The sequence below is a fragment of the Mesorhizobium sp. M7A.F.Ca.CA.001.08.2.1 genome, from assembly GCF_003998455.1.
GTDB classification, from domain to species: Bacteria; Pseudomonadota; Alphaproteobacteria; order Rhizobiales; family Rhizobiaceae; genus Mesorhizobium; species Mesorhizobium ciceri.
Genome location: NZ_RZPW01000065.1, coordinates 1 through 14248, shown reverse-complemented (window position 1 = coordinate 14248; position 14248 = coordinate 1). Strand labels below are relative to the sequence as shown.

General features: G+C 60.7%; 11 protein-coding genes. 7 read left to right on the top strand and 4 right to left on the bottom strand.

Translation table 11 applies throughout. The features are described 5' to 3' along the window. Window positions 1–194: 194 nt before the first annotated feature. Complete coding sequence (locus tag EN914_RS06515; protein WP_245265361.1) at window positions 195–1196, top strand: glycosyltransferase family 2 protein; 1002 nt, start codon at window positions 195–197, stop codon at window positions 1194–1196. Between the two features lie 161 nt (window positions 1197–1357). On the opposite strand, the gene EN914_RS06510 is transcribed toward EN914_RS06515, so the two are convergent. Both EN914_RS06510 and EN914_RS06505 read right to left on the bottom strand, forming a co-directional pair. Continuing rightward, the gene (locus tag EN914_RS06510) at window positions 1358–1765 is read right to left on the bottom strand and encodes a hypothetical protein (RefSeq protein ID WP_013532500.1); all 408 of its coding nucleotides are present in this window, start codon (window positions 1763–1765) and stop codon (window positions 1358–1360) included. A gap of 292 nt (window positions 1766–2057) precedes the next feature. Next, the gene (locus tag EN914_RS06505; RefSeq protein ID WP_050580487.1) at window positions 2058–3896 is read right to left on the bottom strand and encodes a glycosyltransferase family 2 protein; all 1839 of its coding nucleotides are present in this window, start codon (window positions 3894–3896) and stop codon (window positions 2058–2060) included. A gap of 638 nt (window positions 3897–4534) precedes the next feature. Between EN914_RS06505 and EN914_RS06500 the strand changes: the two genes are divergently transcribed. Both EN914_RS06500 and EN914_RS06495 read left to right on the top strand, forming a co-directional pair. After that, on the top strand, window positions 4535–5458 hold the full coding sequence (locus EN914_RS06500) for a glycoside hydrolase family 26 protein (RefSeq protein WP_024504308.1): 924 nt from the start codon (window positions 4535–4537) through the stop codon (window positions 5456–5458). Window positions 5459–5586: 128 nt separating this feature from the next. Beyond that, entirely contained in the window at window positions 5587–6072 is a 486-nt protein-coding gene (locus tag EN914_RS06495) for a DUF995 domain-containing protein (RefSeq protein WP_013532503.1), read from the top strand. Between the two features lie 29 nt (window positions 6073–6101). On the opposite strand, the gene EN914_RS06490 is transcribed toward EN914_RS06495, so the two are convergent. Together EN914_RS06490 and EN914_RS06485 are read right to left on the bottom strand one after the other, a co-directional pair. Continuing rightward, the gene (locus tag EN914_RS06490; protein ID WP_013532504.1) at window positions 6102–6551 is read right to left on the bottom strand and encodes a DNA polymerase III subunit chi; all 450 of its coding nucleotides are present in this window, start codon (window positions 6549–6551) and stop codon (window positions 6102–6104) included. 28 nt (window positions 6552–6579) lie between these two features. Then, complete coding sequence (locus EN914_RS06485) at window positions 6580–8091, bottom strand: leucyl aminopeptidase (protein WP_024504310.1); 1512 nt, start codon at window positions 8089–8091, stop codon at window positions 6580–6582. Between the two features lie 351 nt (window positions 8092–8442). Here EN914_RS06485 and lptF point away from each other — a divergent pair, with 351 nt between their 5' ends. The 4 genes from lptF (at window position 8443) to EN914_RS06465 (ending at window position 14194) form a co-directional block, all read left to right on the top strand. Next, window positions 8443–9645: an LPS export ABC transporter permease LptF gene (gene lptF, locus EN914_RS06480; protein ID WP_013532506.1), complete on the top strand. Its 1203-nt coding sequence runs from the start codon at window positions 8443–8445 to the stop codon at window positions 9643–9645. Next, the gene (lptG, locus tag EN914_RS06475; protein ID WP_024504311.1) at window positions 9642–10727 is read left to right on the top strand and encodes an LPS export ABC transporter permease LptG; all 1086 of its coding nucleotides are present in this window, start codon (window positions 9642–9644) and stop codon (window positions 10725–10727) included. Before lptF ends, lptG begins: the two co-directional genes overlap by 4 nt. Then, window positions 10727–13165: an LPS-assembly protein LptD gene (locus EN914_RS06470; RefSeq protein WP_024504312.1), complete on the top strand. Its 2439-nt coding sequence runs from the start codon at window positions 10727–10729 to the stop codon at window positions 13163–13165. Before lptG ends, EN914_RS06470 begins: the two co-directional genes overlap by 1 nt. A 90-nt stretch (window positions 13166–13255) precedes the next feature. Continuing rightward, window positions 13256–14194: a peptidylprolyl isomerase gene (locus tag EN914_RS06465; protein ID WP_024504313.1), complete on the top strand. Its 939-nt coding sequence runs from the start codon at window positions 13256–13258 to the stop codon at window positions 14192–14194. Window positions 14195–14248 lie beyond the last annotated feature (54 nt).

Below are 14248 nucleotides of genomic sequence, written 5' to 3'. Positions count from 1 at the left end.
ATGAAGAATGGCTTGCAGGCGGCGCTGGCGCTGCACCTGTTCATCTTCTGCTCGGCAATCGCCACGGGTGCGATCGCCTGGCTGTTTCCCTCGAAATCGACGCTGCCGGGAAATCCGGCTGTCGGACCTGCAAGGAAGCCATCCCAATGAACATATTGCCCATCCCTGCTTCGGGACTGCCTGACGGCGCGGTAATGCCGAACCATACGCTGTCCATCGTCGTCCCCATGTACAACGAGGCCGAAAACGTCGAGCCGCTGCTGGCACGGATCCACCAGGCGATGGAACGCTACGACCAGCCCTGGGAGGTCGTGCTGGTCGATGACGGCAGCACCGACGCGACGGTGAGCGAGATCAGGCGCCTTGCAGCGCATTACGGCTCGCATGTGCATGCGGTCGAGCTCGTGCGCAACTACAAGCAGACCGCCGCGATGCAGGCCGGCATCGACGCGGCGCGCGGCGACGTCATCGCCACGATCGATGGCGACCTGCAAAATGATCCCTACGACATTCCGCGTATGGTCTACCGCCTGCTGAGCGAGGATCTCGACCTGGTGGTCGGCTGGCGCAAGGACCGGCAGGAAGGGTTTTTCATGCGCAGGCTGCCCTCGCGCATCGCCAACGCGCTGATCGCGCGCGTCACCGGGGTGCGCCTCAAGGATTATGGCTGCAGCCTTAAGGTCTATCGCGGCAACGTCATCCGCAGCGTCAAGCTCTATGGCGAGATGCACCGCTTCATCCCGGCATGGCTGGCCACGGTGACGACCCCCAGACGCATCGCGCAGGAGGTGGTGACGCACCACGCCCGCATCCACGGCCAGTCCAAATACGGCATTTCGCGCACCTTCAGGGTCGTGCTCGATCTGGTGTTCATGTACTTCTTCATGCGCTATCGCACACGGCCGGGACATTTCTTCGGCGGCATCGGCATCGTGCTTGGCGCGCTGGGTTCGCTGATCCTTGCCTACCTGCTTTGCCTGAAGCTGTTTTTCGCCGAAGACATCGGAACACGCCCGATGCTGTTCACCGGCTTCTTCCTGCTCATCGCCGGGGTGCAGATGGTGACGTCGGGCGTGCTGGCGGAAATGCTGGCACGCGTCTATCACGAGGCGAACGGAGCATCGGCCTATGTCGCGCGGCCACGGCCGCCGGCCGGCGACAATGACGGCTGGCACGCCCCGGGCCGAGCATCGTGACCTGATCGGAATGCCACGGAGGTCCGCGCCTAACGAACGCATGGCGGTCGGAGGGCAAGAGGCAAAGCGCAACGTCTGCGCAAACCTCTCGCCCTCCACTCGCGCCCCCCCCGGCAAAGACCCGGCAGCGGTCAAATCGGCCGCGCTTCAGGTCTGATGGCTTAGTAACGCGAACGGCAGCTGGCGCGCTGGCCGAAACCGCTCGGACCACATATCCAGGGCGAATGACCCAGGAGCGGGCCGCCATTGCCCAGACTGTAGGAGACCTTCACCGTCGCCGGCCTGCCGACCCGCTGCGGCCGCACGAAGGCCGCATAGGCCTCCTCCCTCGTACGCGTCACGTTGGTCATCTTGGTGAGCGGTTTGCGGTTGATCAGATGCAGCCGCTTGTCCTTGGCGTAGTGCACCCTCTGGCCGAGCGAATGAACCACGGGCTTGGTGCCGATCGAGCTCGTCTTGGTGGCATCCATGCTTTGGCAACCGGACATCATCGAGATCAATGCAACCGCGGCAAATGCACAGGCATGTTTCTTGCCGAGCCTTGCCCCTCTTTCCATTATTTTGTTCATCGCTATCCCCTGCCATGAAATACAAGTCGCTGGAGCGCGGAGATATATTGCTCTTATTTGCTTTCCGCACCACGCGAGTGACCCATCGCCACTCACATCATGGGCTGTATATTAGGGGAGACTTATTAAATATCATGCAAACGATATGATGAGCGCGGTCTTTCGGCACTCGACCGGATATTATTAAAATTTGACCTTTTGGGATCGTGCCTGGCCCTGCTACAGCTTGCCGGCCGGCTATCAAGGCAAATGCGGTTCAGGGGAGTTGTTTGCGCACGGACGCCTGTCGGCGTCAGCGTGGCGGATTCCAGGCGGGGTCAAGATGGAATGTGCGGGTTCCGCTCCCGCCGCGCCCGGCTCCGGAAACCGGGTAGGCCACGCTGACGATGCGCATACCGCCTGCCCCCTGCTGGAGCCCATATATGCCTTCCAGGCCGCGGTCACAGAACGCGGCGCCCGGGACGAAGAGCGCAACGCCAGCGAGCGAGGCCTGCAAGGCGAGTTTCGCGGCATTGCAACGCAACGAAATTTTGTTCTCCACGAGGTGCCTGGTGATGATCACGACCACAAGCAATCCGTAGACGAACGCATTGAAGGCAGCGAACCAGTAGAAGCCGGTGGCGTCCGAGGCGCGGTCTACAAGAAGGACCGGCAGCGAAGCTCCCATTGCAAGCACCACATAGGGAACAATAACGCGGGCAGGCAGCAGGTTTTTCGGGCCGCTGCCCTTGGGGGTAACGCGAAAATCGACGAACGACTTGGTCAGATAATCGCGGATCGACGACAGCGTGCCCGCCAGCACCCATGGCCAACGAGCGAAGAATGAGAACAACATTCCCTCCCAACTGATCGTCTTGGCGGTCAGTGGGCGCGACAGCCCGAAGGACTTCAACAGCATCACCAGCACAATCAGCGAAATCGAGTTCGGCGCATAGTATAGAAGGAAGTCAATATACGTCACATTGGCGAAATTCTGACCCGTAAGAAGCGCGTATACCGGCATGATGTACATGAGAAGCGAAAATACGGCGAAAAGCGGATACCAGAGCTGGCGAAACAGGAACTGGAATTTCAGCCGTGGCGATACCTTGGAAAGGTATATGGGCGAGTATTCGAGCATGATCGTCATCAGGCTCCGCGACCACTGGAACTCTTGCGTGACAAGATCGGCAAAGGTTTGCGGGCCGTCGCCATGGGCAATGGCGTCTATGGCATGCACACCGCGCCAACCAGCCGCAATGAACAGCATGGACGTCGAGTGATCTTCGGCCAGTTCCGGGCCAAGGCCGCCGACCTGCTTGAGCGCTGCGGTTCTCACGGCATAGTGCGAGCCGATACAGAGCGGCGTTCCGTCGCCCGTGTGGCCGGACTGCAAAGGTCCGTGGAACATCCCTTCCGGGAACAGCCGGCCGCGTGCCGACCAGCTTTCAGCGGCATTGTTGTCGCATATGCTCGGCGCCGATACATAGCCAACCGCCGGGTCGGCAAAGGCGACCAGGATTTCCCTGAGATAGGTTGGTGTCGGGACGTGGTCCGCGTCCATCTGAGCGACGAAGTGATAGCGTTCATAACCATAGTGGTCGTAGAAGAAGGCCAGGTTTCCCTCTTTGCAGCGCGTCCGGCGGGGCCACACCTTGCGGTGATAATCTTCCCGCCCGCGCCGCGTCGAAATCATGACGTTATGGGCATCGCACCAGGCAATCGTTTCCTCGGACGGGTCCTCGTCGGCCAGCCAGGTATCATGCGGACAGTCCTGCGCCAGCATTGCCTCGAGGGTTCGCGCAACCACGGAAAACGGCTCTGACGGAGCCTTGGTCACCACCATCGCGACACGCGAATGCTTCGGGATCGTGTGAAGCCTGGACGGCTTTTTCATCGCATGCACGTTCAAGAGAAAATACATCGGCATGAATGTCAGCCATACGAGCGTCAATGTCGCCAGCATGTATGGGATGACGTGTTCGATGTGCCCGGGCTGCAGCCACCAGAACCAGAAAAATCCGAACGTTACCGACCAGCAGGCAAGTCCCAGCTTCCAGATCCGCTTCTGGGCGGCCGACAGCACGGGCACCAGAAAAGGAGGCTTCTCCGCCGCCTTCCCCGGAGCTGCCCCACGCCCCCGTTTCGGCATGGTCTTACTGCCGATGATCCCCACGTCCGCGGAAACACTCATACACTTAACGCCGCCACCCGAGCATCAGCCAAACGACGGCCGATGAGCCTAACCCAGCAGCAGAATCCGCTCAGGCATCCTTAGAGTCAACTAAATTAGTTATTTCTTAACTATGGTTCTTCAGAACTGGTTAAGGATAGTCCGGTGGAACAGTTTCCACCGACCAGCACGTGAACGATGAGCCGCAAATTTTTCAGCGCTGGAGAATTCGCCGGCCAAAGCTGTCCGGCAAGGATCGAACTTTGAGAGCAGCGTTAACCATGTCGCGCGCATATGGTTAAGCAACCGTTAATTGCACTTGACTCTTGGTCGCGACCGGCTCTTAAATTAGCCAGGGATGATATATCGGGATATTGACGCGAATTTGTGAGTATCGCGGCGAACTTTCTCTCGAGCGCCCCCTGTATAGGGCCTTGAGAGATAATTTTTTGGGTGGCTCTGTGTCAGGTTTCGCACATCCGCCAACGGGTCGCTCCGAAATCCCGCAGATTCTGCAAATAGAGCCGATCGGTTTTGGGTAATCGTGTCGATCAAGCATCGATGCGCACGGGCGAAGCCTTAACTTCCGCAAGAGGTTGGGGCCATGGGAGATCGACATGAAACACTCCACAGTAAAAGCACTTGCAATCGCGCTGGCATTGGGCGGAAGCGCCGCGTTCCCCACGGCAGGAGGCGCTGGCTCAGTAGCCGCGACGGACCCCGTCCAGACGAGCAGCGCCGCCTCGGTGTTCGGATCCTACGATCCCTACGGCGACTTCAGCGCCGACAAGAGTGCCAGCATCGAAGAGCTGTTCCTGCCCTGGGAAGACGTCGACCTGTCGACGCTACCACTCGCTGACGCCTATGCGCTGCAGCGCGGCCGTTCGCTGCTGATCACGGTTGAGCCGTGGACCTGGTCCAAGGACTGGCGCATCACCCCGCCCGAATTGCGCGACGGCATTTTGAGCGGCAAATATGACGCCAACATGCAGGCGATCTGCGACCTGGTGGGACAGATGAAGAGCCCGGTGACCATTCGCTGGGCGCAGGAAATGGAAGACAAGAACGGCCGCTTCACCTGGGCCAACTGGGCTCCCAAGGACTGGATCTCCGCTTACAAGCGCGAAGTCGACATCTGCCGCAAGGCTGCCCCCGCAGCCAAGTACATGTGGTCGCCCAAAGGCGAAGAGGGTTTGGAAAAATACTACCCCGGCGACGACTATGTCGACGTCATCGGCCTGTCGGTGTTCGGTCTGCAGAAAAAAGATGATGACGAGACCGGCCGCGACCGCACCTTCGCTGAGCTGCTGAAGCCCGGCTATGACCGCGTTGCAGTGTTCAACAAGCCGATCGTCGTTGCGGAACTCGGCTATGTCGGGAAGCAGGACTATGTCTCGAAATGGCAGGAAGATTCCCGCAAATCCTACGCGGAGTTCCCGGCGCTGACTTCGGTTGTCTACTTCAACCAGAAGGAAGTGTGGCCGTGGCTGGGTGGCTATGGTCTGCCCGACTGGAGGGTGACCCAGCACGTCCTGCCGTAGACGCATCGTGCTGATCGACCCCGACGCGATCGGGATCGACTTCCAATCTCCTTGTTTGATCGTGATCCATCCCGAACCAGCGGTTCGGGATGAGGATTGAGGCGTAAATCAGTCTGTGGAGAAGTTTCGTGAAGCGGGTAGTGGGAAATTATCTTGGAGCGGCATTCGCCTGCTCCGTTCTTGTTCTTGCCTTCCAGGCTCCTGCGACAGCCAAGACGGCGATGAAAATCGCCGAGCAGGCTCAAGAGGCCACAGCGGTTCCTGACGAAGGCGTCTACCAGATCTATCAGAACCATTCGTGGTTGTGGGGCAAGAAGGGCGCCGGCTTCTTTGCCGTCAAGCAGAGACAGTTCGAGTCCTGGACCCACGACAAAGGCAAGTCGGGCTATGGCGACGGCATGTGGTTCATTCCCGGCGGCGGCAAGCTGTGCTGGCGTGCGCAATGGCACGGTTCCTGGGGCGTGAAGGGCTCGATGACCTGCTTCGAGCACCGCCAGGCTGGCAAAGTAATCTACCAGCGCAAGGCTCCGGATGGCGACTGGTATGTTTTCAAGAGATTGAAACACGGCGACTACGTCACCCGGAAACAGAACCGGATCAAGGCAAGACTGTAGGATCGAGTCATCCGCCACAAGCGGCTGGTCTACGCCTTGCGCTCCCAGCGGCGATCTGGCGTCTGTTGCCAGTAGGTGACGTCGTGGCCAGCGCTCTTCATCACCTTCCAGTGTCCTCGCGCCGCCTCGAGCTGGGCGGCATCGTGGCCATCGAACAGGAACACCGCGCGCTCGTAGCCGCCAAGGTCAGGCGGCACCGCGCCGTCGACCAGGAACCTTATCTTGGCGTCGTTGGGATTGCCGTCGCCGGTGGTCAACAGAATCGGCTGTTCGCCGGGATGAGCTTCACGATCGGTTGCGTGCGCCAGGAACGAATCGTCGCGGAAGGTCCAAAGATGCTGGTCGAGCGCATCGCGGCGTTCCTCGGTGCCTGTCTGCACCACGGCGCGCCAGCCACGGTCGACGCTGCGCTCCAGGAGGCCTGGCAGCGCATCCTCCAGCGTCGATTCGGTCAGGTGGTAGAACAGAACGTCGGCCATCGCTTCAGCCTATAGTGATTGAACCCGTTCACTGCTCATAGTTATCGCGCACCAGCCGGTCGAGCAGCCTGACGCCGAAACCGGAACCCCACGACTGGTTGATCTCGTTCGACGGCGCCCCCATCGCCGTGCCGGCTATGTCGAGATGAGCCCATGGCGTGTCCTTGACGAAGCGCTGCAGAAACTGCGCCGCGATGGTGGCGCCGCCAAAACGGCCGCCGATGTTCTTCATGTCGGCGTTCTTGGAATCGATCAGCTTGTCGTATTCGGCGCCGAGCGGCATGCGCCACAGCCGTTCCTGAGTCGCCTGCCCCGCCACCGACAATTTTTCGGCCAGTTCGTCATTGTTGGAAAACAGGCCGGCATAATGTTGGCCGAGCGCCACCATGATGGCGCCGGTCAGCGTCGCCAGATTGACCATGAATTTCGGCTGGAAGCGGTCGTTGCAGTACCACAACGCATCGGCCAGCACGAGGCGGCCCTCGGCGTCGGTATTGAGCACCTCGATGGTCTGACCCGACATCGAAGTGACGATATCACCGGGACGCTGGGCATGACCGTCGACCGCATTTTCGACCAGTCCGATGATACCGACGACATTGGCTTTCGCCTTGCGGGCCGCCAGCGCATGCATCAGGCCGGTAACGGCGGCGGCACCGCCCATGTCGCCCTTCATATCCTCCATGCCCGAGGCCGGCTTTATGGAATTGCCGCCGGTGTCGAAAGTGACGCCCTTGCCGACGAAGGCGATCGGGCTGTCCTTCGGCTTGCCGCCGTTCCACTGCATGATCGCCATGCGGGCGCCGCGTGGCGAGCCTTGCGCGACACCGAGCAGCGAGCCCATGCCGAGCTTCTTCATTTCCTTCTCAGCCAATATCTCGACCTTGACGCCGAGTGCCTCGAGTTCCTTGGCGCGGGCAGCGAACTCGACCGGCCCAAGCACGTTTGCCGGTTCGTTGACGAGGTCGCGCGCCAGAAGGACGCCGTCGATCACCGCCTCGGCATCGGCGAAGGCCTTCTTCGCAGCGGCCGGATCGGCGGTATGGATGGTCACCTTGACCGGCTTCTTCGGCTCTGCCTTGCCGTCGTCCTTGTCCTTCCTGGTCTTGTACTTGTCGAAGGAATAGCTGCGCAGGAGAATGCCCGCGGCAAGGCTTGCCGCGTCCTTCGCGCTCGGCGAGGCGCCGACCACATCGAGGACTACCGCTACCTCGGTCGCCTTGCGCAGCGACGCGGCAACGGTGCCGCCAAGCTTCAACCACGCATATTCGTCCAGTCCCGACACCTTGCCGGTGCCTATCGCCACCAGTCTGTCGAGCGACGCTCCCTGCGGGGCCAGAACTTCCACCGTGCTGGCGAACTTGCCGGTGAACTCAGCCACGGGAAAAGCCCGCTCCAGTGTCTTGCCGGGATCACTGGGCTTGGCGACGTCGCTCAGGCCGCCCTCATCCGCCGCGAGCACGAAGACCGTGCCCTTCTTGTTCACCGCGCTCTGGGACCCGGAAAATTTGGCGAAGGCGATCGACGGTCTTTGATTCATCATGTCCTGCTTTCAGGGAATGCGCGACTTTTGGGGAAGCGGTTCGAAACGATGCGCGACATTTGGTCGTTTTCCGGCATTTGGCAAGACTTTGCCGATTTGGCATCCCATATGACCTATGGAATCGATGACGATTCGTCGCGGCACGGCCCCGCTTTTTGCCGCAACTTGTTGTTAACCATCGATGTTCGCCCTTTCTTATCCATTCCCGCCGACACTCCGCCCAGCCGGGGGGCGTGATGTGGGACAGAACCCGGATAGACCATCTGATGAGCCAGTTGTGCAGGCGCTGCCGGACAGCTACCTTGTTCGGCGGCATGATGCCGTTCGAAAAAATCGAGAAAAGCCTTCATGAAGGTCGTTGAACGCTACATCATGCGCCGCGCTTTCGTGGTCTTCATGGCCGCTCTTGTGTGGACGCTGGCGATCGTATGGACGACGCAGGTGCTGGCAAAGATCGATCTGGTCACCGACAGCGGCCAGTCGGCGCTGACCTTCTTCGAAGTCGCCGCCCTCATCCTTCCGTCCATCATCCCGATCGTGGTGCCTTTTGCGCTGGTGGTGGCGGTCGCTCAGACACTCAGCGTCATGAATTCGGATTCCGAACTTGCCGTCGTCAACGCCGCGGGGGCCTCGCGCTGGACGATCGTGCGGCCGATCATGTTGCTGGCGCTCGCCGCAGCCGTTTTTTCCTTTGCCGTCGACAACGGCATCGATCCTTACGCACGGCAGAAGAACCGGGCCCTGGTGGCGTCGTCACGCGCGGATCTGTTGTCGCTGATCATCCAGGAAGGCACCTTCCGCAAGATCGACGACGGGTTGTTCCTGCAGGTCGGCGAGCGCCTTCCCAACAATCGGCTGGGCGGCATTTTCGTCGCCGATTCGCGCGAAGAAGGCGTCAACCTCGTCTACTACGCCAAGACCGGCAGCATCATCGAACGCGGCGGTGAAAAGGTGCTGATGATGAATGACGGCGTCATCCATCGCAAAACGCTGACCGGCGATCTCTCCGTCATCCGCTTCACCTCCTATGCCTTCGACATGTCGGCCTTCATGGCGGCGGCTTCAGCGGTGACGCTCCTGCCCAAGGACCAGACGACGCAGTACCTGCTCAACCCGAGCGCCAACGACAAGTATTATCAGCAGAGCCCCTACGAATACCGGGCCGAAGTCAACCAGCGGTTCTCGGAATGGACCTATTCCATGGTTTTCGCGCTGATCGCGCTTGCGGTCGCCGGGGATGCGCGCTCGCACCGCGAGGCGCGCGTCAATCCGCTGATCACGGCGATCACGATATCGCTGTTCGTGCGTTGGCTGGGCTTTTTCGCCGCCAGCAAGGCGGATGAGATCCCGCAATATGCCTATATGGTCTATGGTGTGCCGATCGTGGCTTCCGCGGTGGCGATCTGGTTCATCGTCTCGAACCGGACACTGGAACTGCCCGTGACCTGGGCGGACTGGATGACAAACTTCGCCTCGCGCATCGCTGACAGCTGGAATGCTTTCAAATTGCGTTTGTCCAGGCGCGGCACATCAGGGCAAGGGGTCGGCTGATGGGCTGGACACTGGGCCGCTATTTCTTCTTCCGCTACGTGACGATCACCATCTGGTTCTTCATCGGCCTCCTGGCGCTGGTGTTCCTGATCGATTTCACCGAGCTGTCCGGCCGCACCACCGGCCTGCCCGGCTTCACCTACGGCACGGCGGTAGCCATTTCAGGCCTCCGTATGCCGATGATCATGCTGCAGACGGTGCCGTTCGTCGGTCTCTTCTCGGCGATGGCGACGCTGGTGTCGCTGAACCGGCGCTACGAGCTGGTCATCGCGCGTTCCGCCGGTGTTTCCGCCTGGCAGTTCCTCTTGCCCTGCTGTATCGGAGCCTTGCTGTTCGGCGTCCTGTCGGTTGGCGTCATCAATCCGCTCGCCGCGCACGCATTCTCCTGGTCCGAGCAGATCGAAACCCAGCTGCGTTCCGGCAAATCGAACAAGGTCTCGGCCGATGCCGCGCCCTGGATCCGGCAGAAAACCAGTTCGGGGGACACCATCATCGGTGCGCGGGCCATCCTGAACCAGGGCCTGGAAATGGCCGATGTCGTATTCTTCATTCTCGACCCGCAAGGCAACATCGTCGAGCGCAAGGATGCTGCCCGTGCCTTCCTGCGCGACGGCTATTGGGAATTGCAGGACGTCAAGACGTTCCAGAACGGCACGATCCAGGCATCGGCAACCGATCGCGTACCGACCAATCTGAAGCCCGAATTCGTGCAAGAGCGGCTGGCGCGCCCGGAAACCATCCCCTTCTACGACCTGCCCGGAAAGATCGAGGTTGCCCGCTCCTTCGGCCTCAAGGCAAATGCCTTTGCCATGCAGTTTGATTCGCTCGTGGCGTTGCCGTTCCTTCTCGTCGCCATGACGCTGATCGCGGCAACGGTTTCAATGCGATTTGCTAGGATGGGGCAGTCGGCGACGATGATTCTGGGTGGCATCATCGCTGGCTTTCTGCTTTATGTCGTTTCGGTTCTGGTGAAGGCATTCGGCGTGGCGGGATTCGTGCCGACTGTCGTAGCCGCCTGGGTACCGGTCATGGTGGCTATGTTCTTCGGGGTGACTTTCCTGCTATACAAGGAAGACGGCTAGTGAGGGAGGCGTTTTTGCCCAGCAACAGGCAGGCCGGTTTGGCGCGCCTCTATGCGGCGACCGCCTTGGCGTGCGTGCTTGCCTACGCCGTTCCGGCACCGGCGCTTGCGCAGGACGTCGGCGACATGGCGACATCGGTTCCATCCGGCTCGCAAATGCTGCTGGCGGCCGATACGCTGGTCTATAACAACGACAATCAGACCGTGACCGCCGTTGGCGGCGTGCAGATCGACTATGGTGGCAATCGCCTTGTCGCCCAGCGGGTCGAGTACAACCGCAACACCAAGCGAATGGTCGCAAGCGGTAACGTCGAAGTCATCAACAGCGACGGCACCAAGATCAATTCGCAGCATATCGACATCACCGATGACTTCGCCGACGGCTTCGTCAACGCGTTGCGGGTCGAAACCATCGACAAGGCCTATTTCGCCGCCGAAAGCGCCGAACGCATGGGCGGCGTGCTGACCACCTTCCACAATGGCGTCTACACCGCCTGCGAGCCGTGCGAGGATAAGCCGGACAAAGCGCCGACCTGGCGCGTCAAGGCCAAGAAGATCATCTGGAACGGCGAGAAGAAGACGGTTCGCTTCGAGAATGCGAATTTCGAGTTCTTCGGTTTTCCGCTTGCCTATCTGCCTGCATTCGAAATTGCCGACCCGACGGTGAAGCGCAAGAGCGGCTTCCTGATCCCGAGCATCATCTACAAGAGCGATCTCGGCGTCGGCGTGAAAGTCCCCTATTATCTTGCATTGGCGCCGACCTACGACCTGACCGTCACCGGCACCGGCTATACCAAGCAGGGTTTCCTCGGTGAGGCCGAGTGGCGTCAGCGCTTCAACAATGGCGAGTACAGCTTGAAGATCGCCGGGATACACCAGCAGAATCCCGACGCTTTCCTCGACACCACTGCCTTCCCCTCCAGCTCTGGCCACAACGTCAATTCGGGCAGCGCCGGCGATCCCAACAAATTCCGCGGCATGATGGGTACCCAGGGGCAGTTCGCCATCAACTCACGCTGGAACTTCGGCTGGGACGTGCTGCTGCAGACCGACAAGAATTTCTCGAACACCTACGGCATCGAAAAGTACAATAGCAGCGTCCACCAGTCGTCGGTCTACTTGACGGGTCTCAACGGCCGCAACTATTTCGACGTGCGCGCCATGCATTTCGATGTGCAGGAAGATACACCTGACGACAACGCCTCTGCACGAAGCGGACAACAGCCCTGGGTGCTGCCGTCGCTCGACTACGCCTATATTCCTGATGCGTCGGTGGCCGGCGGCCAGCTGTCGCTCAATGTCAACGCGCGTGTCATCCGCCGCGACGATGTCGATGAGACCTTCGTCGAGCCCTACAATGCCCTCACTCCCACGCAGCGCGTCCGCGGCATCGAAGGCGAATCGGGCCGTCTCACCGCCGAGGCCGAGTGGAAGCGGAGCTTCGTCACCGATGGCGGGCTGGTGCTGACGCCGTTGCTCGCGCTGCAGGGCGACGTCGACTACCTCAACGCGTCGTCGGCTTCGCTGGACGCGATCGACAGAATGGCGACGCATTTGGGCGAGCAGGACGACATGCGCTCGTCATTTGCCCGTTACATGGCAACCGCCGGGCTTGAGATGCGTTGGCCGGTGCTGTTTTCCATGGCCAGCGGGTCCAGCCATGTCATCGAACCGATGGCACAGGTCTTCATGCGTCCGAACGAGCAATATGTCGGCGGCCTCTCAGTGCCCAACGAAGACGCCCAAAGCATGGTCTTCGACGCGACCACCTTGTTCGAACGCGACAAGTTCTCCGGTTACGACCGCGTCGAAGGCGGTTCGCGCGCCAATGTCGGCTTCCGCTATTCCGGCTCCTACAACAATGGCTGGGGCACCAATGCCATTTTCGGCCAATCCTATCAGATTGGCGGCGAGAACTCGTTCGCCGCGCCGGATTTGGTGAATGTCGGCGCAAACTCCGGCCTCGACACGACCAAGTCCGACTATGTCGGCCTGTTCGGCATCAACAGCCCCAACGGCTTCGCGGCCTCGGTCAGCGGCCGTTTTGACGAACAGAGCTTCGAGATCCGCCGCGCCGAGGTGAAGGCCGCCTATTCCGGCCTGCCTGTGTCGCTGAGCGCCAAATACGCCTTCATCCAGGCCCAGCCGCTGTACGGCTTCACCACCGACCGCCACGAGGTCACGCTTGGTGCATCCACGCATCTGGCCGAAAACTGGCGCGTCTTCGGCACAGGAACCTACGACCTGCAGCAGAGCCTGCTGGTCAAGGATGGCGTCGGCTTCGCCTACAACGATTCCTGCTTCACTTATTTGATGACCTACTCGCAGTCGCGCGATCTGAACACCAGGGAGGTGTCGCAGACCATCGGCTTCAATCTGTCGTTCCGCACCCTCGGCGATTTCGGCTCGTCGACCAGTGCCGTCGACACGATCCAGTAACAATCGGCGACATCGTTTCGCCGCATAGGGCTGGCACGGATTTCGCGCACCTGGAAAGATCAAATTGGGCGGGACCGGGATAGAATTGGGATGCCAACGATGAGGAAATACCTCTTTTCAGCAGGTTTCGCGTTGCTCGTGGCGGCGACGTCCGTGTCGATCACCGTAATGGCGCCGCCAGCTTTCGCCAGCGAGATCAAATACGTCGTCAACGACATTCCTGTCACCACCGGCGACATCGCCCATCGCGCCGCTTTCCTGAAGCTGCAGCGCAAGAAGGGCGATGCCGGCCAGGAAATGATCGACCAGACGCTGCGTATGGCCGAGGCCAAGCGGCTTGGTATCCGCATCAGCGACGCCCAGGTCGATGCCGCGTATCAGCGCTTTGCCTCGAGCAACAAGATGCAGCTCAGCCAGCTCGACGGCGTCATGGAGAAGTCGGGCGTCACCAAGAGCCACTTCAAGGAATTCATCCGCGCCCAGATGGCCTGGAACCAGGCCTTGAGCGCGCGCTACCGTTCCGGCGACGGCACCGGCGCCGTCAGCGAACAGGATCTCGTCAGGAAGATGCTCGAAAAAGGCGGCGCCAAACCGAGCGCCACCGAATACATGCTGCAGCAGGTCATCTTCGTGGTGCCGGCGGCTGAACGCAGCGCGACGCTGGGCAAACGCAAGCGAGAGGCCGACGCCATGCGCGCCCGCTTCAACGGCTGCAACACGACGCGCGAATTCGCCAAGGGCCTGATCGACGTCACCGTTCGCGATCTGGGCCGGGTGCTGGCGCCGCAACTGCCGCCGGACTGGGCCGAGCAGATCAAAGCTACCAAAGTCGGCGGTGCCACCGTCACGCGCGAAACCGAACGCGGCGTCGAATTCATCGGCATCTGCTCGTCGCGCGAAGTGTCCGACGACAAAGTTGCCCAGATGGCGTTCCAGGCCGAAGGCTCCGGCGGCGACAAGGATGCCGACGCGCTCAGCAAGAAATATGTCGACGAGCTGAAGGCAAAAGCCCGCATCGTCAAGCGCTGACGTGGGCAACGCAGTGACTGCGCTCGCGTTGAGCGCCGGCGATCCGTCCGGCAT

Coding starts and splice junctions, on each gene's coding strand:
- EN914_RS06490 (WP_013532504.1), bottom strand. CDS start 6,551: ATGGCCGACGTTCTGTTCTACCACCTGACCGAATCGACGCTGGAGGAT.
- EN914_RS06465 (WP_024504313.1), top strand. CDS start 13,256: ATGCCAACGATGAGGAAATACCTCTTTTCAGCAGGTTTCGCGTTGCTC.
- lptF (WP_013532506.1), top strand. CDS start 8,443: ATGAAGGTCGTTGAACGCTACATCATGCGCCGCGCTTTCGTGGTCTTC.
- EN914_RS06515 (WP_245265361.1), top strand. CDS start 195: ATGCCGAACCATACGCTGTCCATCGTCGTCCCCATGTACAACGAGGCC.
- EN914_RS06510 (WP_013532500.1), bottom strand. CDS start 1,765: ATGAACAAAATAATGGAAAGAGGGGCAAGGCTCGGCAAGAAACATGCC.
- EN914_RS06505 (WP_050580487.1), bottom strand. CDS start 3,896: ATGCCGAAACGGGGGCGTGGGGCAGCTCCGGGGAAGGCGGCGGAGAAG.
- EN914_RS06485 (WP_024504310.1), bottom strand. CDS start 8,091: ATGAATCAAAGACCGTCGATCGCCTTCGCCAAATTTTCCGGGTCCCAG.
- EN914_RS06500 (WP_024504308.1), top strand. CDS start 4,535: ATGAAACACTCCACAGTAAAAGCACTTGCAATCGCGCTGGCATTGGGC.